Origin of the sequence: Streptomyces sp. ISL-98 (assembly GCF_018614055.1) — a bacterium.
In the GTDB taxonomy this organism is placed as follows: domain Bacteria; phylum Actinomycetota; class Actinomycetes; order Streptomycetales; family Streptomycetaceae; genus Streptomyces; species Streptomyces spiramyceticus.
The window spans coordinates 1-21,290 of the sequence record NZ_JAGGPB010000021.1; the positions used below are offsets into that span (position 1 = coordinate 1).

Below are 21,290 nucleotides of genomic sequence, written 5' to 3' on the forward strand. Positions count from 1 at the left end.
GGTCGGTGTATCAACATATCTGGCGTTGACTTTTTGCAAGCGGTTGAGTTCTCAAGGAACGGACGCTTCCTTTGTACTCACCCTCGCGGGCTTTCCTCCGGGCTTTCGTTCGGTATTTCGTGTTTCCGACTCTATCAGACTCTTTCGTGTCCGACTTCCTCGGTGCTTTCCAGTTCTTCGCTTTCGCGTTTCCCTTTCCGGCGGTTCCGACTCTATCAGATCCTTTCGGGCCTGACTCCCAGTCAGCGGGTTTTGTCTTTCCGGCTGTTGGGCCGTTCCGACGTCCAGAACTCTAGCGGATTTCCCGGGCGGCTCATAATCGAGCCGATGGAATGAATTCCGGCATGCCGAAAATCGTCCCGGTCGGGAGTTCGTGCTGAGTTTGGGTTGCCGCATTCGCGGCGGGAGTGGTGTCGCAGAACCGTTCCGGCTCCGTGACAACTCGAAGAACTTTACGGAACGTCGGGGTCCGTGTCAACTCGCCCCAGTGGCCGGTTCCGTAGGGCGGTTCAGTCCAGGTCGGTGAGGCGTCCGCCGGCGTCCGGCTGTGCGTCCTCCACCCTGCGCAGCAGGCGGATCAGCATGTCGCCGAGCGAGGCGCGCTCGTCGCCCGACAGGTCCTGGAGCAGGTCTTCCTCGAAGCTCGACGCCATCCGCATCGCTTCGAGCCACTTCGCGCGGCCCTCGTCGGTCAGCTCCACGATCACCCGTACGCGGTTCTTCTCGTCGCGGTCCCGGGTGACCAGGCCGTCGGCCGCCATCCGGTCGATGCGGTGGGTCATGGCGGCCGGGGTGAGGCCGAGGCGCTTCGCGAGTTCGCCGGGGCCCAGGCGGTAGGGGGCGCCGGAGACCACGAGGGTCTTGAGGACTTCCCACTCGGTGTTGCTGATGCCGAGCGCGGCGACCTGGCGGCCGTACGCGACGTTCATCCGGCGGTTGAGGCGACCCAGGGCCGAGACGACCTTCTCGACCTGGGGGTCCAGGTCGCCGTACTCCCGCTGATAGGCGGCGATCTGTTCGTCGAGGCTCGGCTCCTGGAGGCCGGGCGGCTCTGGGGTCTCAGGCATGCCGCGCAGTATGGCACGCCAGCCGTTCGCCATTAAGTCCTTCAGTGTGTACTGTTGAGGATCTAACTTTAGCTTTGAAGTCTTCAGGCTTCAGCTCTTCTCTTCGAAACTTCGAACTTCGAAACAAGGCAGGTGAGTGTGACCAGGGCGATGGGTGCCGCGATGCACCGGATTCAGATGGGGAACGCGCTGAGTGCGTTCGGTGTGGGGTTCACCGTTCCGTATCTGTATGTGTACGTGGCTCAGGTGCGGGATCTCGGTGCGAGTACGGCAGGTGTCGTGCTCGCCGTGTTCGCGGTGGCAGCCCTGATCGTCCTGCCGTTCACCGGGCGGGTCATCGACCGGCGCGGGCCGCTGCCCGTGCTCGTGGCGGCCGCGGTCACCGCCTCCGCGGGTGCCCTGTTCATGGGGCTTTCCGACAGCGTGCCGACGGCTCTGCTGTCCGCCGCCCTGCTGGGTGCCGGTACGGCGGTCATGCAGCCGGCGCTCGCCACGATGATCGTGTGGTCCTCCACGCCCGCCACCCGTACGCGGGCCTTCGCCATGCAGTTCTTCCTCGCGAACCTCGGCCTCGGCATCGGCGGTCTCATCGGCGGTCTGCTCGTCGACGCGAGCCGGCCCGACAGCTTCATGCTGCTCTTCAGCATTGAAGCGGTGATGTTCCTGGTCCTCGCCGCGATCGGTGCGAGCGTCAAGCTGCCGCGCGCGGTGGTCATCCCCGGCGCCATGCCGCAGGACGACGCCGGGCCCAAGGGCGGGCTGCGGGCGCTGCTGAAGCACCGGGCCATGGTGCAGCTGTGCGGGCTCGGGTTCGTGCTGTTCTTCGCCTGCTACGGGCAGTTCGAGTCAGGTCTTGCCGCCTACGGCACCGAGGCGGCCGGGATCCAGCCCTCGACGCTCGGGATCGCGCTGGCGGCCAACACCGCCGTCATCGTGATCGCGCAGTTCGTGGTGCTGCGCCTGGTCGAGCGGCGGCGGCGTTCGCGCGTCATCGCGCTGGTCGGGCTCATCTGGGCCTTCGCCTGGATTGTCGCGGGATACGCGGGCCTTGGGCACGGCAGCCAGACGATGGCCACGGCCGCGTTCATCTCGACGTACGCCCTCTTCGGGCTCGGCGAGGCGATGCTGTCGCCGACCGTCGCGCCGCTGGTCGCCGACCTGGCGCCGGATTCGATGGTCGGGCAGTACAACTCGGCCTTCGCACTGGTCAAGCAGCTCGCGCTGGCCGTCGGCCCTGCGGTGGGCGGGCCGATGGGCGCGTCGCTGCACGCGCCGTACATCCTCACCTTCATCGTCTTCTCGCTGGGCATCAGCGTCCTGGCGCTGCGGCTCGGCAAGCAGCTCACGGCGGCTCAGGACCGGCCGCTGCCCGCGAAGTCGCTGGTCGTCGCTTCGAGCGCGGGCGCGGGCGTGCCCGAGAAGGATCTCGCGCCGACCGGCTGAATCAGGCCGTGGGCAGTGCGAATTCGCACCAGACCGCCTTGCCGCCTCCCGGCGTACGGCGGCTGCCCCAGGACGAGGCGATCGTCGCGACGATCGAGATGCCGCGGCCCGCTTCGTCCACCGGTTCGGCGCGGCGGCGGCGCGGCAGGTGGTCGTCTCCGTCCGTCACCTCGATGATCAGGCGGCGGTCGGTGCGGCGCAGACGCAGGCGCATCGGCGGGGTGCCGTGCTGGAGGGAGTTGGCGACGAGCTCGCTCGCCGCCAGTACGCCCAGGTCGCAGAGCTCCATCGGGAAACGCCAGGAGGCCAGGACTCCCGTCGCGAAAGCGCGGGCCCTGGGTGCCGCCTCGATGCCGCCGAGGAGCTCCAGCGCGGCGTTGTGGAAGAGCTCGGCGTCCTGGCCCGTGCGGGTGGGGTGCTGGAGGACCAGGACGGCTACGTCGTCGTCGTGGTCGGCGGTGACGCCCAGCGCGCGAATGAGGCGGTCGCAGACGACCTGGGGTGTGCCGGTGGCGCCGGACAGGGCCCTCTCCAGCGCGGCGACGCCCTCGTCGATGTCCTCGCGGCGGCGCTCGACGAGGCCGTCCGTATAGAGGACAGCGGTGGAGCCGGGCGGGAGGGCGATCGTGCCCGAGGTGTGGAGCCAGCCTCCCGTGCCGAGCGGGGGGCCCGTGTGGTCCTCGGCGCGGCGGACCGTGCCGTCCTCTTCGCGGACGAGGATCGGGAGGTGGCCGGCCGACGCGTAGACGAGGCGGCCCTCATTGGGGTCGTGGACGGCGTACGCGCAGGTGGCGATCTGGCTGGCGTCGATCTCGGCGGCCAGACCGTCGAGGAGCTGAAGGACTTCGTGGGGCGGGAGGTCCAGGCGGGCATACGCCCGGACCGCTGTGCGGAGTTGGCCCATGACGGCGGCCGCGCGGACGCCGCGGCCCATGACGTCGCCGATGACCAGGGCCGTACGGCCGGCGCCGAGGGTGATGACGTCGTACCAGTCGCCGCCGACCGCCGCATCCGTACCGCCTGGCTGGTATGTGGCTGCGATGCGGAGGTCGTCGGGCTGCTCCAGCTCCTGCGGGAGGAGCGAGCGCTGGAGGGTCACGGCGGTCTCGCGCAGGCGGCGCTCGCTGGCGCGAAGCCGCTCGGCGGCCTCGGCGTGGTCGGTGACGTCGGTGGCGAAGATGAGGACACCGCCCTCGGGCCCGTGGCTCTCGGTTCCGCTGCCTTCGGTTTCGTTGCCTTCGGTTTCGTCTGTTCCGTCGTCTTCGGCGGTGCCCTGCGTTTCGCTGCCCGGGATCTCGATGGGCGTGCACGTGATCGTGTACGAGCCGCCCTTGGGCACCTTGCGGGACTTGACGGTGCGGGGCGTGCCGCTGCGCAGGACCTGGTCCAGGAGCGGGAGCAGGCCCAGTTCTTCGAGCTCGGGGAGGGCGCTCGCGGCGGGGTCGCCCGGCTCGCGGTGGCCGAAGGCTGCGGCGTAGGCGTCGTTGACGTACGCGACACGGTGCTCGGGTCCGTACACGAGAGCGACCAGGGCGGGGACGCTGCCGAGGATCTCGCGGACGGAGAGGCCCGCCAGGGCGGGCAGGGAGCCTTCTCCTGGCGCGTCGGACCCGTGCTCGGGCTGCCTGCCGTACTCACCTCGGGCTGCCGGCACGGAGCCGCGGTCGGTCCGCGCTGCCGCGCGGCGCTGCGTTCCGGGGAGCCGGGCGCTCCAGCGCGTGAAGTTCACTGACTTTCAAGCCTCATGGTGTCGCGTTGCTGTCGCTGTTGGGGCTGTGCTGTCTCTGCTGTCTCGGCTGTCTCGCTTGTGGTGCTTGCAGCGGGTCACTCTGTGCAGGTCTGGGCCCACCTATGGTCACACGTCCAGTGTGACCGACCGCACTGACAGTCGTCAGTTCGTCTTGGGGGGTTCCGCACCCGCCGCCAGTTCGAATTCGGCGCGCGGATGTTCCAGCGAGCCGAGTGAAACGATCTCGCGTTTGAAGAGTCCCGCGAGTGTCCATTCGGCGAGGACCCGGGCCTTCCGGTTGAAGGTCGGCACCCGGCTGAGGTGGTACGTACGGTGCATCAGCCAGGCCGGATAGCCCTTGAGCTTACGGCCGTAGACGTGCGCGACGCCTCTGTGGAGACCGAGCGAGGCGACCGAACCGGCGTATTTGTGCTCGTAGTTCTTGAGCGGCTCGCCGCGCAGTGAGGCCAGGAGGTTGTCGGCGAGGACCTTGGCCTGGCGTACGGCGTGCTGGGCATTGGGCGCGCACTCCTTGCCCGGCTCGTCCGCGGTGAGGTCGGGGACGGCGGCGGCGTCTCCGGCCGCCCAGGCGTGTTCCGTTCCTTCGATCGTGAGCCTGGCGGTGGCCGAGAGGCGGCCGCGGCCGTTCAGGGGGAGGTCGCTCGCGGCGAGGACGGGGTGCGGCTTGACGCCCGCGGTCCACACGACGGTGCGGGTGCGGAAGCGGGAACCGTCGCTGAGGACGGCGATACGGTCGGCGCAGGAGTCGAGGCGGGTTTCCAGGCGTACGTCGATATTGCGGCTGCGCAGCTCACGGATCGCGTACTTGCCCATCTCCTCGCCGACCTCGGGGAGGATGCGGCCGGAGGCCTCGACGAGGATCCACTTCATGTCCTCGGCCTTGATGTTGTGGTAGTAGCGCGAGGCGTAACGGGCCATGTCCTCCAGCTCGCCGAGCGCTTCGACTCCCGCGTATCCGCCGCCGACGAAGACAAAGGTGAGCGCGGCGTCGCGGACGGCCGGGTCGCGGGTGGCGGAGGCGATGTCCATCTGCTCGATGACGTGGTTGCGCAGGCCGATGGCCTCTTCGACGGTCTTGAAACCGATGGCGTAGTCGGCCAGACCGGGGATGGGGAGAGTGCGGGAGATCGAGCCGGGCGCGAGGACGAGTTCGTCGTACGTGATCTCGATGGCGCCGGTGCCCTCTTCCTCGGTGGCGAGGGTGGTCACGGTCGCGGTGCGCTTGGCGTGGTCGATGGACTTGGCCTCGCCGATGACGATCTTGCACTTGTTCAGTACGCGGCGGAGCGGGACGACGACATGGCGGGGCGAGATGGAACCGGCCGCGGCTTCGGGCAGGAACGGCTGGTAGGTCATATAGGGGTCCGGCGACACCACGATGACCTCGGCCTCGCCGCTCCTCAGCTTCCGCTGGAGGTGCAGCGCGGTGTACATCCCGACGTAGCCGCCGCCGACAACGAGAATGCGCGCAGGTTCATTCACTGTCCCATGACGCAACGCCCTCAGGAGTTTGTCCACAGGCCCGGCAAATTGTGTGACCGGAGGTCTTGCGTGGCGCGGGGTGTGGAAATTCCTCGCCACATCGGAAGGTTTGCAGGTCAGGGGGTGAGGACGAGGGGTGGGAAGGGGCCGAATCAGGAAGGTTCTGGCCCATACTCCGTTCGGGCGGACGCTCCGTGCGGAACAACCCCCTTCTGAATCCACCCCCGCTCAACTATGTTCGTATCTCGTCGGGGCGGCCGGGTATGCGGTCCCGGCCGACTGTCAGGGCGGGGAGTCTCCGGGGGGAGACATCATTACCGGGGGAACGCTGATGCACATTCAGGACTCTCATTGGCAAACTGCCGTCGCTTCGGACGGCAACGTGCGCGCGGGGACGGGAGGATCCCGCTCCGCGCCGCTGCGCGTGGATGCACAGCGCAATCTTGAGCATGTACTGCGGGCCGCTCGCGAGGTGTTCGGCGAGCTGGGCTACGGGGCGCCGATGGAAGATGTGGCGCGACGGGCCAGGGTCGGGGTCGGGACGGTCTACCGCCGGTTCCCGAGCAAGGACGTACTGGTGCGCCGTATAGCCGAGGAGGAGACCTCCCGGCTGACCGACCAGGCGCGTACGGCCCTGGGGCAGGAGGACGAGCCGTGGTCGGCGCTGTCCCGTTTCCTGCGTACTTCGGTGGCGTCCGGCGCGGGCCGGCTGCTGCCGCCGCAGGTGCTGCGGGTGGGCGTCGATGTCGACGCTGACGCAGGTGTCGGTGGCGGTGCCAGTGCCGGTATCGGTGCAGACAGGTCGGCTGTCGCGCTGGAAGAGGCCAGGGTGCCGCAGCAGCGGCAGCCGGGCGTTGCGACGGGGCCGGATCTGCGGCTGGTCGAGCAGCGGCCCATGGGCCTCGTGGCGGACAGCGACGAGAGCGACGACGCGGGCGCCGCGGCGCTGCTCGAAGTCGTGGGCCGGCTGGTGGACCGGGCGCGTGCGTCCGGTGAGCTGCGTGGCGATGTGACGGTGGCCGATGTGCTGCTGGTGATAGCCACGGCGGCTCCTTCGCTGCCGGATGCGGCGCAGCAGGCGGCGGCTTCGACGCGGCTGCTGGACATCCTGCTGGAGGGGCTGCGGTCCAGGCCTGCGTAGGGAGTTCGGCTGTTGTCCGTCGGCTCGCTCGTCCGCCTGGTGGTGGGCGGGCGAGCCGTTCGGCTGTGCGGGACTTGCTGAACGGGGGGTGTTGAACTTGTTGAACGTTCCCCGATCGGGTGAGCGCTAGTGCTCTCTTCCGGGAAAACGCCTCGGACGAGTGGTTGCCGGGTCTGACCGGCTGACCCTGTTGGGCTCTGTGGGATTCTTGGCCGTGTTCCGGTCCGAGGGTGCTTACGGGGGCTTCCGCTATGGGTGTTGAAGGGCGGGACGAGCCGTTCGACCGTGCCGGTGCGGAGCCGGAGGCGCTGCCTTCACCGCAGGTGCCGAGCCAGGGTGGGACCGGCCGGACAGATGGTGACGCCGGGGGCGGGACCGTACTGCCGGGGCCGTGGCCGCCTGCCGGTGATGGCGGTGCCGACGGTGATGGCGTGAGCGTCGTGCCCATGCAGCGCACGCCGTCCTCCGACGCCGCTCTGATCCAGCGGATGCGCGGCGGCGACGACAGTGCGTACGAGGAGCTCTACCGGAGGCACTCGGGAGCAGTGCGGCGGTACGCCCGAACCTGCTGCCGGGACGCGCACACCGCCGACGACCTGACGGCCGAAGTCTTCGCGCGCACGCTGCAGGCGGTACGCAGGGGCACGGGCCCGGAGCAGGCCGTACGGGCGTACCTGCTGACGACGGTGCGGCGTGTGGCCGCTGCGTGGACGAAGACGGCCAAGCGTGAGCACTTGGTCGAGGACTTCGCGCTGTTCGCGGCGCAGTCCGCGCGCTCGACGGAGGTCTCGGACGACGACACGCTGGAGCTGGGCGCCGATGTACGGGCCATGCATGAGGCCGAGCAGACGCTGGCCATGCAGGCCTTCCGCAGTCTGCCGGAGCGCTGGCAGGCCGTGCTCTGGCACACCACGGTCGAGGAGGAGTCGCCGAGCGCAGTGGCTCCGCTGTTCGGGCTGACCGCCAATGCCACGGCGGTGCTGGCCAGCAGGGCGCGCGAGGGCCTCAAGCAGGCGTACCTCCAGGCACATGTGAGCACCGCGCTCACGGCGGGCGGGGACTGCGCGCGGTATGCCGACCGGCTGGGCGCGTATGCCCGGGGCGGTTTGCGGATGCGGGCCGAGCGGGGGCTGCGCAAGCATCTGGAGGAGTGCGCGAACTGCCGGGTGGCCGCCGGTGAGCTGAGCGACGTCAACGCCGGGATTCCCGCGCTGCTTCCGGTCGCGGTCATCGGCTGGTTCGCCGGCGGGTACGCGATCAAGGCCGCCGGGCTGGTGGCAGGTGGCGCTGCGGGGGCTGCCGGGGCTGCGGGTGCGGGTGCTGCGGCGGCCGCGAGCGGGGGGAGTTCGGCGGGAGGTGCGGCAGGCGCCGTCGGCGGGGAGGCGCTCGGTGCGCCGGCGAAGGCGGCGATCGCGGCGGCGGTGGCGGTCACGGTGGCCGCCGGGGTGGTGTTCGCCCTCGCGGGCGAGGATGGGAAGCCCAAGCCGAAGCCGCCGGTGGCGAAGCCGTCGGTCGCGCAGCCCGTCGTGCCGCAGAAGCCGAGCCCGGAGCCGCCCGAGCCGCCTGTGCCTCCGGCGCCCGAGCCTGCGCCGCCCGCGCCGCCGGAGCCGTCGCCGCCCCCTACTCCGAAGCCGACGCCGTCCACGGCGGAGCCGAAGCCGCCTGCGCCGAAGCCTCCGCCGCCCAAGCCGAGCCCCACGCCGACGCCGAAGCCCACTCCCAAGCCGCCGCCCCCGCCGCCTCCTGCGCCGGTCGTCTACCAGGTGAACAAGTTGGAGTACGGGACCTTCGGCGACCACACCAAGCCCGAGGTGCGGCTCGGTGGGAGCAGCTGGCTGTGGCAGCGCTGGGGCATGTCGATCGGCGGTGTGCAGTACGGGCACGGGGTGACGGTGCATGCGGAGTCGTCCGTCACCATCGACCTCAACCGGAAGTGCGCGACGTATGACGCGCTGGTCGGTGTCGACGACATGACCATGGGATTTGGGGCGGTGCGCTTCTCTTTGTACGGGGATGGGGCGCTGCTCTGGCAGTCACGGGTGGTGCGGGCGGGGGAGGCGGCTGTGCCGGCTCATGCGGACGTCTCGGGGCGCGAGGCGATTCGGCTTGTCGCCGAGCCGGAGCTTGCGCATGAGTCGATGGCGTTGGCCGACTGGGCGCAGTCGCGGATCAGTTGCGGTGGTGAGTAGCCGCGGGGGCGCGGGTGCGTGTCCGGTGCGGTGCGGGTGCGGGTGCGGTGCGGGCTGCCTGCGGCACTTTCCCCTCCCCGCCCCTTCCCGAAACTGGGGGCAAGCCCCCAGACCCCGGACGCCCTTCGGGCGTGGTCCTCAAACGCCGGACGGGCTGAATTCAGCCCGCTTCGTCAGAGTGCACGCCTCGGCGGCACTCCGCCCGCCACCGCTCGCTGACGTGGGGCCGCCGTGCCCGTCCAGCATGTGCCCCGGCGCGACACCAGGCGGCGCAGCCACAGCTCCGTGGACACCAGGTCCGCCAGGCCGTCCAGCGGGACCGGCTCGCCGTCGGCTGCGGCGCGCAGTGCCTTACGTACGACGCGGGCCTCGACCAGGCCCGCGTCGGCCAGCAGCGGTGCGTCGAACAGTGCGATCAAGTCGCCGACGGCGGCGCGCAGTCCGGCGCGGGCCGCCGCTGCCGAGGAGGCGTGCGACGTGGCTCCCCAGCCGGGCGGCAGGTCCTGGATGCCTGCGCCGGACAGGACCGCGCGCAGGATTGCGGCCCGGGCGCCCGGCTGGACGCGCAGGGATTCGGGGAGGGTGCGGGCCGCCCGTACGACCTGGTTGTCGAGGAACGGGGCGTGCAGTCGCTGGCTGCGCACCTCCGCCGCCTGCTCGAAGACGCGGTGGTCGGCGGCTGCGCGGGCCAGGGCGGCTCGCGCCCGGGCCTCGCCGGGGCGTTGTACGGACGCGGGCCTGAGGGCCGACTCCCGGAGGCGAACCGATACTTCTGCGAGTGCCTCGCCCGTGAGCCAGCGCGCGGCCGGGCCCGGCCGGGTCCACGCGAGGGCGGCCAGCGAGGCGTCCAGTGCGCCGCCTGTGCCGTTGCCTGCGCCCCTTGCGCCGGGCTCGTCGAAGCGGCGTTCCTTCAGGCGGACCGCAGCCTCCTCGATACCCGCGCGGTACGGCGTACGGGCAAGACGGCGCGCGGCGCGGTAGACGGTCAGCGGGATGAAGAGAGAGTGGGCCGAGGGGCCTTCGACCTTCGCCAGGGCGGCCACGGGGCGCAGGAGATCACGCCGTCTGCGGTCCATGAGGAGGTCGGCCAGGCGGGCGGGGTGGGCGTCGAGGACCTGGCGGGCGCCGTTGCCGGTGAAGTGGTCGGCGCTGCCCGCCACGAGGCGGCGGCGGTGGCGCTCGGCCGTGACCAGGGACGGCCCCGGCTCGTCGGTGAGCGGGCCGCTGTCCAGGTCGGCGTACGGGAGGGCCTCTTCGCCGGCTGCGACGACGACGTGGTGCAGGCGCGGGTTGGCGGCGATGGCCCCGGCTCGCTCCAGTTCGGCTTCGCGGCCCGGCCCTTCGGCGGCCAGGTCGTTGAAGGTGACGGCCAGCAGGCGCTCTCCGGCGCCTGTGCCGTGGCCCAGGACGGTCCCCGGCAGGCCGGGCAGGCCCGCCGCGAGGAGGGCGAGTGTGGCGGAGGCGCTGCCGCCGGAGAGGTCGGCGCCGATGCCCGGTACGGGCCCGCCCCGGGCGGCGCGGCGCTCGGCGGGCCCCATGCCGGGCACGGGCCCGGGGTCGGGCGGCACAGTCTCGGGGGCGTGGCGCGGTGCGGTGAGTCTGGCCCGTACGGCTTCGACGAGAGCCTCGCGGACGCCGTCCACGGCGCGCTGCGGGTCGAGTTGGGGGGCGGCGACGGCCAGGGATGCCACTTGCTCGTAACCGGTGATCTCGCGCGAACCCTCGCGCAGTACGAGCGCGTGCCCGGGAGGGATGCGCCGTACTCCGGCGTACGGAGTGCCGTCGCGCAGCGCCTCGGGTACGTCGGGACATGCGAGCAGCGCCGCGAGGTGGCCGATGTCGAGCTGTGCCTCGATGAGGTCGGCGAGCGGGAGCGCGGCGGTGGCGTACGCGGTGCCATTGGCCCAGGGCGTGTAGAAGACGGGGCGGGCTCCTGCCAGGTCACCGACCACGGTGACGCGGCGGCCAGCCTGGACGACGACCGTATAGCTGCCGGCCCAGGCGGTCAGATGCCGCAGTGCGCCGCCGCGCGCCGCGAAGAGGCCGACGCGCAGTTCTTCGTCGGAGGCTCCGCAACAGCCGAGGACGGCGAGGCGGGTGAAGGGGTCGACGCCGATGGTGCGGACCTCGTCGGGGCGCCAGTCGCCGACGGCCCACAGGGGGTCGGGGTCGCCCCACAGGAGCTGGGAGCCGACAGGGTGCACAGTGCGGGACTCTTCGTCCGAACTGCCGGGCGCATACGAACTGCCGGGCGCATGCGTGCCGTTGGCGGCGCCGGCCGAACCGGGCGTGCCGACCGCTCCCACTGTCCCAAAGCTGGCGGCGACACTGCTCCACCCCACCAACCACCGCATCGCCGCCTCCACAGCCTGTGGACAACCAAACGCACGTACCGAAGCAGCTTGAATCAGCTTCGAACCGGCTTCGGGACCATGCTGCCACGACAACGGGCTGCAGGAGGGTCTACGGAGAGCGTGCGGGCAAGTCAATGCGCCCGCTGCGCAAAGGACTTCGGCGTCTCTGGGCGACAGGCACCATTCAGCCATTCTGAGAGTGCACCGAAGCCACGGGTGAACGCACAGTCCGGGAGGCGCTGTTCACCTCCCGGACCGGTCCGCCGCCCGCGGGGATGTAGGCGGCGGTGTCCCCCAGCCCACTGGATCCAGTGCAGCGGGCCGACCCACGCAACTCCCATGGAAGCGCTCCCGTCCCGGCCGGGCGAGAGCGCAGGCCGGGCGCACGGCCACACAGCGGGAGCACGGGAGGTGCCCTGAGCATTTCTGTAACTACAACAATCTCGCCATACGGAACATCCCCTCTTAACGGTCGGGAGGCGGAGAACTACGCTGGGTTTCCTGATGTCCTGCGCGGGGCGCATATACCGGCTGGGCTGGCCGCGTGGTTGTGCGGGCGGGAAAGCCGGGTATGTCCCGCCGGACGGCCGTCTGTGTCGAGGGGTGGCGCATGTCCAGGGAGCAACGCGGGCCGAACGAAAAGCTCGGCACGGTTCTCGCCCTCGCGGGAATCAGCAACGCCGGCCTGGCGAGGCGGGTCAATGATCTCGGGTCGCAGCGCGGCCTGACACTTCGTTACGACAAGACGTCGGTGGCCCGGTGGGTGTCGAAGGGCATGGTGCCGCAGGGCGCCGCGCCCCACCTCATCGCCGCCGCCATCGGCGCCAAGCTCGGCCGTCCCGTGCCGCTGCACGAGATCGGCCTGGCCGACGCCGACCCGGCGCCCGAGGTGGGCCTCGCCTTCCCGCGCGACGTATCGGCGGCGGTGCGGTCGGCGACCGAGCTGTACCGGCTGGATCTGGCGGGCAGGCGGGCCGGCGGCGGGGGCATCTGGCAGTCGCTGGCCGGGTCCTTCGCGGTCAGTGCGTACGCCACGCCCGCGTCCCGCTGGCTCATAACCCCGGCCGACTCGTCCGTCGCGCGCGACTCCACGGCCGACGAGAGCGCGTCGGACGCGACGCCGCTGCGGGTGGGGCACAGCGATGTGGCGAAGCTGCGGGAGGCGGCGGAGGACGCGCGGCGCTGGGACTCCAAGTACGGGGGCGGGGACTGGCGTTCGTCGATGGTCCCCGAGTGCTTACGGGTTGACGCGGCCCCGCTGCTCCTCGGCTCGTACACCGACGACGTCGGCCGCTCCCTCTTCGGCGCCACCTCCGAGCTGACCCGGCTGGCCGGGTGGATGGCCTTCGACACCGGGCAGCAGGAGGCCGCCCAGCGGTACTACATCCAGGCGCTGCGGCTCGCGCGGGCAGCGGCCGATGTGCCGCTGGGCGGGTACATCCTGGCGTCGATGTCGCTCCAGGCGACCTACCGCGGTTTCGCCGACGAGGGCGTCGACCTGGCCCAGGCCGCCCTGGAGCGGAACCGGGGCCTTGCCACCGCCCGCACCATGAGCTTCTTCCGTCTGGTGGAGGCGCGCGCGCACGCGAAGGCGAGCGACGCACAGGCGGCGGGGGCCGCGCTGAAGGCGGCGGAGGGGTGGCTGGAGCGGGCGCGGGAAGGCGACGCGGACCCGTCCTGGCTGGGCTTCTACTCGTACGACCGGTTCGCGGCCGATGCGGCGGAGTGCTACCGCGACCTCAAGGCGCCGCGGCAGGTACGGCGCTTCACGGAGCAGGCGCTGTCGCGGCCGACGGAGGAGTTCGTACGCTCGCACGGGCTGCGCCTGGTGGTGTCGGCCGTGGCCGAACTGGAGTCCGGGAACCTGGACGCGGCGTGCGCGGCGGGTACGCGGGCGGTGGAGGTCGCGGGGCGGATCTCGTCGGCGCGTACGACGGAGTACGTACGGGACCTGCTGCACCGGCTGGAGCCGTACGGGGACGAGCCGCGGGTGGCGGAGCTGCGGGAGCGGGCGCGGCCGCTGCTGGTGGCGCCGGCGTAGCACTCCGGGCTTGGTTCGGTTCTGGGCTCTTGGTCCGGTTCTGCGCCCTTGGTTCGGTTCTGCGCTTGGTTTGAAGGCGTTGTCAGTGGGTCAGTGCATCATCGGGAGTCAGGGGGCGCTCCCTGGAAGACACGGGCCGGCCTGGGTGGGAGGTGAAGCGGCGATGACGAACGCGACGGCGTACGACTGCGATGTCCTGGTGATCGGCGCCGGGATCGTCGGGCTCTCTGCTGCCTATGCGATCACGCGGGCCGCACCCGGGACGCACGTGGTGGTGCTGGAGAAGGAGCGGGGCCCCGCCCTGCACCAGACCGGGCGCAACAGCGGCGTCATCCACAGCGGCATCTACTACCGGCCGGGCTCGCTCAAGGCGCGTTACGCGGTGCGGGGCGCGGCCGAGATGGTGAAGTTCTGCGCGGAGCACGGCATCGCGCACGAGATCACCGGCAAGCTGATCGTCGCGACGGACCGGGCGGAGCTGCCGAGACTGCACGCGCTGGTGCAGCGGGGGCGGGAGAACGGCATTCCGGTGCGCGAGCTCGGCCCTGCGCAGATAGCGGAGTACGAGCCGAATGTGCGGGGCCTGGCCGCGATCCAGGTGGCCACGACCGGCGTCTGCGACTTCGGGACGGTCGCCGCGCAGCTCGCGGAGAACCTGGTCTCGTCGGGCGCGGAGATCCGGTACGGCGCGGAGGTCGAGGTCGTCGACCGGCGGCCCTGGGGCGTCGCGGTGCGGACGGCGGACGGGGCGGTGGTGCGGGCGCGGGTCCTGGTGAACTGCGCGGGGCTGCACTGCGACCGGGTCGCGCGGCTGGCGGGCGACGACCCCGGGATGCGGATCGTTCCGTTCCGGGGTGAGTACTACGAGCTGGGCCGCCCGGAGCTGGTGCGCGGCCTGGTCTATCCGGTGCCGGATCCGGCGTTCCCCTTCCTGGGGGTGCACCTCACCCGGGGCATCGACGGTGGCGTGCACGTCGGGCCGAACGCGGTGCCGGCGCTGGCCAGGGAGGGGTACGCCTGGTCGGCGATCCGGCCGGGGGAGCTGGCGGGGACGCTCGGCTGGCCGGGGTCCTGGCGCATCGCGCGACAGCATTGGCGGTACGGCGCCGGCGAGCTGCACCGCTCGCTGTCGAAGCGGGCCTTCGCGCGGGCGGTACGGCGGCTGCTGCCGGAGGTGACGGAGGCAGACCTGCGGCCCACCCCGGCCGGGGTGCGGGCGCAGGCGGTGCTGCGGGACGGGACGCTGGTCGACGACTTCCTGATCCGGGAGGTGCCGCGCACGATCCACGTCCTGAACGCGCCTTCCCCGGCGGCGACGGCGTCACTCCCGATCGGGAGACAGGTGGCTCGGCGGGCGCTGGGGGTGTTGGGGGCGGTGTAGGTGCAGGTGGGGCGGTGGCGCGGGGCGCAGGTGTGCGGGGCGCAGGGGGTGCGGACACCCGTGCGGGCGTCGCCGGTCCGGTTGCGGAGGCCGTTGCGGGACGCCGGTCCCGGTGCGGAGGTGCCGTGCGGGCTGCCTGCGCCGCTTCCCCCTCCCCGCCCCTTCCCGGCTGTGACATTTTGCAGCTGCCGCCGCAGAGGGCTCCGGCCCGGACCCCGCTCCTCAAACTCCCCCAAGGACTGCGTCCAGGGGGACCCCAGGGGCTGAAAAGTTGCCGCAGGCACCCGCACAGCACCGCACCCCACCGCACCCCCGCCGCGCCGTAGAATCGGGGCATTGTGTCTGAGTCCTCCAGCGTCCGCCCCGCCGCCGCCACCGCCATCGCCGTCTCCCCCTTCCACCGTGCGAAGGGCGAGCCCCGCTTCCCCGGCGGGCCCGCGCCCGACCCCGCCGGGTCTCACCACGAGCGGCGGATCCGCAGTTTCCAGCCGCGGCGCAGCCGGGTGACCACGGGGCAGGCCGACGCCCTGGAGCGGCTGTGGCCCCAGTGGGGTCTCGACATCGACGGGCAGCGCGTCCTCGACCTCGACCAGCTCTTCGGTGGCCGCGGCCTCCCCGTCGTCCTGGAGATCGGGTTCGGGATGGGCGAAGCCACCGCGCAGATGGCCGCCGAAGACCCCCGCACCGGCATCCTCGCCGTCGACGTCCACACCCCCGGCCAGGGCAACCTCCTCGGGCTCGCGGAGCGCAACGGGCTCACCAATATCCGGGTGGCGAACGGCGACGCGATCATCCTGATCCGCGAGATGCTCCCGCCCGCCTCCCTCGCCGGGCTGCGCGTCTACTTCCCCGACCCCTGGCCGAAGAAGCGCCACCACAAGCGGCGCCTCATCCAGCCCGACTTCCTGACCCTCGCCGCACCCCACCTCGCGCCCGGCGCGATCGTGCACTGCGCGACCGACTGGGAGCCGTACGCCGAGCAGATGCTGGAAGTGCTCACCGCGCACCCGGACTTCGAGAACACCGTGCCGGACGGCGGCTACGCGCCCCGGCCGGAGTTCCGGCCGCTGACCCGCTTCGAGGGCCAGGGCCTCGACAAGGGCCATGCGGTGCATGACCTGTTGTTCCGCCGTAAGTAGCCGTAAGAGGCTGAGTGAGCACTTCACTGACAAGTCACTGAGTAGGTAACCCCTTCGCCAGTGTCAGTGGCCCTCGTTAGGGTCATTGGGTGTACGAGTCGCCTCCGCACCTCGGGCAGGACCCGGCGGTCCCGGACTGTGAGCAGCAGCCGCAGTTCCCCGCCGTACCTCCGCGTGCGCACTGGCGCTACAAGCCGCGCCGCGCATGGTGGCGCAGCAAGGCGGTGCGCGCGGGGGCGGTGATCACGCTCCTCGCGCTCTGCGCGCTGGTGATCCTCGCGATCGTCCGGGACGAGACCGGCACCCACGGCTTCCTGGTCGGCCTCGGTCTGGCGGTGCTGCCGGTGCCGCTGCTGACGGCGGCGTTCCGCTGGCTGGACCGGGTGGAGCCGGGCCCCTGGCGGAATCTGATATTCGCCTTCGCCTGGGGCGCGTTCGCCGCCGCCCTAGTCGCGATCATCGCGAACAGTTTCGCGACCCGCTGGATAGCCACGGCCACCGCCGACCCGACGAGCGCCGACACTCTCGGCGCGACAGTGATAGCGCCGGTCGTCGAGGAGAGCGCGAAGGCGGCGGCCGTGCTGCTGATCTTCCTCTTCCGCAGACGGGACTTCACCGGGATCGTCGACGGCGTGGTCGTCGCCGGTTTCACCGCGACCGGCTTCGCGTTCACCGAGAACATCCTCTATCTCGGCAACGCCTTCGGTGAGGACCAGGTCGCGGGCGCCTCCGGCCTCGCGTCCGTGACCGCGGCGACCTTCTTCGTACGCGTAGTGATGTCGCCGTTCGCGCACCCGCTGTTCACGGTGTGCACGGGCATCGGCTTCGGCATCGCCGCGCTCGCGCCGCCACGCTGGGGGCGGGTGCGCCGTGTCGCGCTGCCGCTGCTCGGCCTGGCGTTCGCGATGGGTGTGCACGCCCTGTGGAACGGCTCGGCGGCCTTCGGTCCGTACAGCTTCTACGCGGTGTACGCCCTCTTCATGGTCCCCGCCTTCGCGCTGCTGACCTGGCTGGTGGTGTGGACGCGCCAGCGAGAGCTCCGCACCATATCCGCCGAGCTGCCCGCATACGCGGCCGCCGGCTGGCTGGCCGCCACCGAGCCGCTCGCGCTCTCCTCCATGCGGGCCCGCTCGCTGGCGCGCGACGCGGCCGGCCGTACGCCCGGCGGCCGGGCGGCGGCCCGTGCGGTGGCCGAGTACGAGGCGTTCGCGACGTCCCTTGCCTTCTTGCGCCACCGGGCCCACCGGGGCACCGTGGGCCCGGACTTCGCGGCCCGCGAGCAGGAGCTGCTGCACCATCTGTGGCAGCGCAGGGATGTGGCCAGGCCGGCGCTGGAGTACGCGGCGCGGGCGACGGGCCGAGTGCGCGTGCTGCCGCCGTGGCCGCCGCACCCCGCGCCCTACCGGGACTACACGGCGTACAACCCGTACCGCCAGCAGTAGACGCACAGGACGTACAGCCACAGACGCGCAGCAGTAGGCGCACAGCACAGACCGGCAGCCTTGGCGTCGGGGGGTGTGCGCCGAGGCTGCCGGGGACTGTGGAAACGGCTGTGTGGAAACGGCTAGACGCTGAGGCCCTTGCCGCGCAGCCAGGCTGCCGGGTCGATGCCGTCGCCGCCGGGCGTGTGCACTTCGAGGTGCAGGTGCGCGCCGGTGACATTGCCCGTGGCGCCCACGCGGCCGATGACCTCGCCGGTGGAGACCTTCTGGCCGACGCTGACGCCGATCGAGGACTGGTGGCTGTACGAGACCTCCGTGCCGTCCTCCAGCTCGATCACCGTGTGGTAGCCGTACGAGCCGGACCAGCCGGCCGACTTGACCGTGCCGCCGTGCACGGCCTTGAGCGGCGTGCCCGTCGGGGCGGCGAAGTCGAGGCCCGTGTGGTAGCCGGAGGACCACATCGAACCGGCCTGGCCGAAGGTCGAGCTGATCGTGTACGAGGAGAGCGGCATGGCGTAGCTCGCGGCGAGCTTGGCGAGGCGCTCCGCCTCGGCCTTGGCCGCCGCGGCCTCCTCGGCCTTCCGCTTCTCCTCCGCGGCCTTCGCCTCCGCCTCGCGCTTCTCCTCGGCGGCCTTGTCCTCCGCGGCGCTCTGCTGCTTGGCGGCCTCGGCGGCGGCCTTCTCGGCGGCCTCCCTCTCGGCGGCCTCCTTCGCCTCGGCGTCGGCCGCGTCCTGCTGCTGCTCGGCCTGCTGGAGGATGCGGGCGCGCAGTGCCTCGCCCGCGTCGGTGGTGCCCTGCTGCGCGTCTGCGGTGGTGACGCCGGCGCTGGTGAGCGGGGCTGCGGCCACGACCGCTTCGCCCGCGGTGGCCAGGTCCGCGGTGCCCGAGTCGTCGGACATGAGAGAGCCGACGCCGGGAAGGGACTTGGCGTCGGGCAGTGAGTCGGCTATCGCGTCGGGAAGGGAGATCGAGACCGGCGGCTTGTCCTGCGCGGTGGCGATGCCACCCGCGCCGACAGCGGCGATGACGCCGACGCCGAGAACGGTCGAGCTACGGCCGATTCCGCCGCGCTGCTTGGCGACGCGGTGACGGCCGCGGACGGGCCGGACGGACTCGGCGGTGGGGTTCCACTCTTCCCAGGTCCCCTCCCCGGCGCCGAAAGTATCGGTGTCGTTCGGCACCCCGTAAGGGGGCAGGGTGGCTTCGGGGGCAGGCCTGTTTGACGCCACGGAGGCGTGCTCCTTTCCTTCCTTCTCGCCTACCGGGTTAGCTGACGGGTTCGGAGCAGGAAGGTCTCCTACGAGCCTCTCCGTACGTACGAGACGTACGAAGGCCGGCCCGATTCACCCCAAGGAATGGTTCCCCGGTTCCCTTGCGGAATTCGGCGCGTGCGCACGGTGCCGTCTCTTGCGACGACTGGGACGACCGCGCTGCGTTATCGAACGTTAATAGACAGGGGGGTCCGTTTCCAAGCTGTTCCGGATGATCGTTAACGGCATCGGCCCGCACTAATCGGGACACAACTGGCCACAATCGGGCGAGTTGACCGCCCCTCAGAAAACATCCTTCCCATGACGGTTCGTCAATTGTTATGCGGAGGGGTGTCCTGCGATTACCCAGCGTCGCGAAGCTAGGTTTCGGGACATGGTTGTCAACAGCACGCAATCCGTGGCCGACCGCTACCGCGAGTTCTCCGTGGAGCAGGCGCAAGGGGTATCTCCCGTTTACGCCGAACTCACCGCCCGCATCAGCGAGGACCAGGACCTCTGCGCCCGCATCGCCACCCTGCCACCCGGCAACAAGCAGCAGCCCAACCTCCTCCTCGGCGCCGTCCGCTTCCTCGGCGGCCCCTACGAGCAGTGGGCCCCGTTCCGTGCCTGGACCCTGGACCACTGGGACGACGTACGCGCCGTGATGCTGGAGCGCTTCACCCAGACCAATGAGCCCGCGCGCTGCGCCACCCTGCTCCCCGCCCTCGCCGCGCTCCCCCAGCCCCTCGCCCTGATCGAGGTCGGCGCGTCGGCCGGCCTGTGCCTGCACCCGGACCGCTACGCCTACCGCTACAACGGCGGCGAGCCACTGGGCAGTTCGCCCGTCACCTTCGACTGCCGCACAGAAGGCCCCGTGCCCCTGCCCACCGCACTCCCCAAGGTCGCCTGGCGCGCTGGCATCGACCTCAACCCCCTCGACACCACCGACGAGGAGGACGTCCGCTGGCTCCAGTCACTGATCTGGCCGGGCCGCACGGAGCGCCCCCGCCGGCAGCTCGCCGCCATCGAGGCGGTACGTACGGCGCCCCGCCCCCGTATCGTCCGCGGCGACCTGGTCGACGAGCTCCCCGCGCTGGCCGCCGAGGCCCCGGCGGATGCCACGCTGGTGGTCTTCCACACCGCCGTACTGACGTACCTTCCGCTCGCCCGCCGCGAGGAGTTCGCCGCACTCGTCCGCGGCCTGCCGGGCCACTGGATCTCCAACGAGCACCACACCGTGCTCCCCTGGCTGGACGCCCCGGCCCCGGACGACGAGCACCTGCTCACCCTCGCCGTCGACGAGCGCGCTGTCGCCTTTACGGCACCGCACGGACAGAGCCTGCACTGGCTCGGTGGACCCGCTTGATGATGTCCACCGTCCTGCGGCGGTCCTGCTGCCCCTCCGCGGGCCGCCCGACCGCCAGCAGGGCCATGTCGTCCGTGGCCCCGCCCCCCGTGTGCAGCCGTACGTCGTCGATGATCGCGTCGAGCAGGTCGCCGGGGCCCGGGAAGAGGCGCCCGCGCAGCCGGGCGGCCGGATCGTAGAAGACGCCCGCCGCGTTCCTGGCCTCCGACAGGCCGTCCGTATAGAGCAGCAGCGTGGCCCCGGCGGGGAACGCGTACTCCTGCGCCTGGTCCGGCCAGTCCCCCAGGCCCATGCCCAGCGGCAGGGCGGTCTCGGTGGGCTCGACCGGCTGGAGGCCCCCGTCGGCGTACAGCAGGAGCGGCTCCGGATGGCCTCGGTTGACCAGCCGTACGACGCCCTCGCCGTGCGGGATCTCGGCGAGGACGGCGGTGGTGAACCCCTCGAAGGCGTCCAGCCCGTCCCGCCGCGCGCCCTCCCGCTCCAGCGCCCGCTCCAGCCGCCGCGCGACCCCTTCGAGCGAGCCTTCCTGCTCGGCGGCCTCCCGGAACGCCCCGATCACGATCGCCACCGCCTCCACCGCGCCGAGCCCCTTGCCGCGTACGTCGCCCACCACGAGGCGCACCCCGCCGGGGGTGTCCTGTACGGCGAAGAGGTCGCCGCCGATGAAGGCGTCCGCCCGCGCGGCCTCGTACCGCGCCGCGATCATGAGCCCGGCGATGCGGTCGGCGGGGATGGGGATCACAGCGCGCTGGGCGGCCTCCGCGATCTCGCGCGCGGAGGCGAGCTGTCGGCCGCTGCGGCGTACGACGCGGTTGATGACGACCGCGAAGGCGGCCACGGTGACGACGGTGACGAACTCGGTGACGGCCACGACCTGCGTCACGGTGCCGTTGTGGATGCGCAGCCCCGCGACGGCAGCGGCCACGACGACGCCGGTCAGCACCGTGCCGTGGAGGGTGAAGAAGGGCGCCGCGATCAGCGGGGCGGCGGCGAAGAGCGGCGACGCGGTGAAGTTGGGCGGAGTCGCGAGGTCGAAGACGCACCCGCCGACGATCAGCAGCGCGGGCAGTGCCCGGACGAACATCCGTGTCGTGCGCACGACACGGCTGCCGCCTCCGCCTTGGTTCCCCACCTGTGGTCTCCTGCCCAGTCCGCACCCGGGTGCGGACGGTACCGCGCCCCACTCAGGCTGGCCGGAGCCGCGCCGCACGGCCAACCGGTGTCGGCCGATCGGGGGACGCGGGG

The 21,290-nt window shown here is 71.6% G+C and carries 14 protein-coding genes and 1 riboswitch; of the genes, 8 read left to right on the forward strand and 6 right to left on the reverse strand.

Going from position 1 to position 21,290, the window contains the following annotated elements; genetic code table 11:
- Positions 1-509: 509 nt before the first annotated feature.
- Positions 510-1,067, reverse strand: a complete 558-nt coding sequence (locus J7I98_RS15695; RefSeq protein WP_214921326.1) for a MarR family winged helix-turn-helix transcriptional regulator — start codon at positions 1,065-1,067, stop codon at positions 510-512.
- 150 nt (positions 1,068-1,217) lie between these two features.
- Here J7I98_RS15695 and J7I98_RS15700 point away from each other — a divergent pair, with 150 nt between their 5' ends.
- A complete protein-coding gene (locus tag J7I98_RS15700) occupies positions 1,218-2,510 on the forward strand; it encodes an MFS transporter (RefSeq protein WP_214921402.1) in 1,293 nt (430 codons plus the stop codon).
- A 1-nt stretch (position 2,511) separates the two neighbouring features.
- Here J7I98_RS15700 and J7I98_RS15705 read toward each other — a convergent pair whose 3' ends face one another.
- Both J7I98_RS15705 and J7I98_RS15710 read right to left on the reverse strand, forming a co-directional pair.
- A complete protein-coding gene (locus J7I98_RS15705) occupies positions 2,512-4,239 on the reverse strand; it encodes an ATP-binding SpoIIE family protein phosphatase (RefSeq protein ID WP_214921327.1) in 1,728 nt (575 codons plus the stop codon).
- 162 nt (positions 4,240-4,401) lie between these two features.
- On the reverse strand, positions 4,402-5,742 hold the full coding sequence (locus tag J7I98_RS15710; protein WP_214921328.1) for an NAD(P)/FAD-dependent oxidoreductase: 1,341 nt from the start codon (positions 5,740-5,742) through the stop codon (positions 4,402-4,404).
- A gap of 331 nt (positions 5,743-6,073) precedes the next feature.
- On the opposite strand from J7I98_RS15710, the gene J7I98_RS15715 reads away from it, so the two are divergent.
- Entirely contained in the window at positions 6,074-6,883 is an 810-nt protein-coding gene (locus J7I98_RS15715; RefSeq protein WP_214921329.1) for a TetR/AcrR family transcriptional regulator, read from the forward strand.
- A 251-nt stretch (positions 6,884-7,134) separates the two neighbouring features.
- Complete coding sequence (locus J7I98_RS15720; protein ID WP_214921330.1) at positions 7,135-9,072, forward strand: sigma-70 family RNA polymerase sigma factor; 1,938 nt, start codon at positions 7,135-7,137, stop codon at positions 9,070-9,072.
- Between the two features lie 173 nt (positions 9,073-9,245).
- Here J7I98_RS15720 and J7I98_RS15725 read toward each other — a convergent pair whose 3' ends face one another.
- A complete protein-coding gene (locus tag J7I98_RS15725; RefSeq protein WP_214921331.1) occupies positions 9,246-11,426 on the reverse strand; it encodes an asparagine synthase-related protein in 2,181 nt (726 codons plus the stop codon).
- Between the two features lie 610 nt (positions 11,427-12,036).
- On the opposite strand from J7I98_RS15725, the gene J7I98_RS15730 reads away from it, so the two are divergent.
- From J7I98_RS15730 to J7I98_RS15745, 4 genes are all read left to right on the forward strand, one after another.
- On the forward strand, positions 12,037-13,467 hold the full coding sequence (locus J7I98_RS15730) for an MFS transporter (protein WP_214921332.1): 1,431 nt from the start codon (positions 12,037-12,039) through the stop codon (positions 13,465-13,467).
- Between the two features lie 163 nt (positions 13,468-13,630).
- A complete protein-coding gene (gene lhgO, locus J7I98_RS15735; protein ID WP_214921333.1) occupies positions 13,631-14,848 on the forward strand; it encodes an L-2-hydroxyglutarate oxidase in 1,218 nt (405 codons plus the stop codon).
- A 380-nt stretch (positions 14,849-15,228) separates the two neighbouring features.
- Entirely contained in the window at positions 15,229-15,987 is a 759-nt protein-coding gene (gene trmB, locus J7I98_RS15740; protein WP_308377822.1) for a tRNA (guanosine(46)-N7)-methyltransferase TrmB, read from the forward strand.
- A gap of 89 nt (positions 15,988-16,076) precedes the next feature.
- Positions 16,077-17,429, forward strand: a complete 1,353-nt coding sequence (locus J7I98_RS15745; protein ID WP_214921334.1) for a PrsW family intramembrane metalloprotease — start codon at positions 16,077-16,079, stop codon at positions 17,427-17,429.
- A 122-nt stretch (positions 17,430-17,551) separates the two neighbouring features.
- On the opposite strand, the gene J7I98_RS15750 is transcribed toward J7I98_RS15745, so the two are convergent.
- Positions 17,552-18,658, reverse strand: a complete 1,107-nt coding sequence (locus tag J7I98_RS15750) for a M23 family metallopeptidase (RefSeq protein WP_214921335.1) — start codon at positions 18,656-18,658, stop codon at positions 17,552-17,554.
- 11 nt (positions 18,659-18,669) lie between these two features.
- Positions 18,670-18,826, reverse strand: a riboswitch (cyclic di-AMP (ydaO/yuaA leader).
- Between the two features lie 247 nt (positions 18,827-19,073).
- Between J7I98_RS15750 and J7I98_RS15755 the strand changes: the two genes are divergently transcribed.
- Entirely contained in the window at positions 19,074-20,045 is a 972-nt protein-coding gene (locus tag J7I98_RS15755; protein WP_214921336.1) for a DUF2332 domain-containing protein, read from the forward strand.
- Here the strand turns inward: J7I98_RS15755 and J7I98_RS15760 are convergent.
- Positions 19,996-21,276 (reverse strand): PP2C family protein-serine/threonine phosphatase, encoded by a 1,281-nt coding sequence (locus J7I98_RS15760; RefSeq protein WP_374225132.1) that lies wholly within the window; start codon positions 21,274-21,276, stop codon positions 19,996-19,998. The two genes, J7I98_RS15755 and J7I98_RS15760, sit on opposite strands and share 50 nt — an antisense overlap.
- Positions 21,277-21,290: the final 14 nt, after the last annotated feature.

Coding starts and splice junctions, on each gene's coding strand:
- J7I98_RS15695 (WP_214921326.1), bottom strand. CDS start 1,067: ATGCCTGAGACCCCAGAGCCGCCCGGCCTCCAGGAGCCGAGCCTCGAC.
- J7I98_RS15700 (WP_214921402.1), top strand. CDS start 1,218: ATGGGTGCCGCGATGCACCGGATTCAGATGGGGAACGCGCTGAGTGCG.
- J7I98_RS15715 (WP_214921329.1), top strand. CDS start 6,074: ATGCACATTCAGGACTCTCATTGGCAAACTGCCGTCGCTTCGGACGGC.
- J7I98_RS15720 (WP_214921330.1), top strand. CDS start 7,135: ATGGGTGTTGAAGGGCGGGACGAGCCGTTCGACCGTGCCGGTGCGGAG.
- J7I98_RS15725 (WP_214921331.1), bottom strand. CDS start 11,426: ATGCGGTGGTTGGTGGGGTGGAGCAGTGTCGCCGCCAGCTTTGGGACA.
- J7I98_RS15730 (WP_214921332.1), top strand. CDS start 12,037: ATGTCCAGGGAGCAACGCGGGCCGAACGAAAAGCTCGGCACGGTTCTC.
- lhgO (WP_214921333.1), top strand. CDS start 13,631: ATGACGAACGCGACGGCGTACGACTGCGATGTCCTGGTGATCGGCGCC.
- J7I98_RS15755 (WP_214921336.1), top strand. CDS start 19,074: ATGGTTGTCAACAGCACGCAATCCGTGGCCGACCGCTACCGCGAGTTC.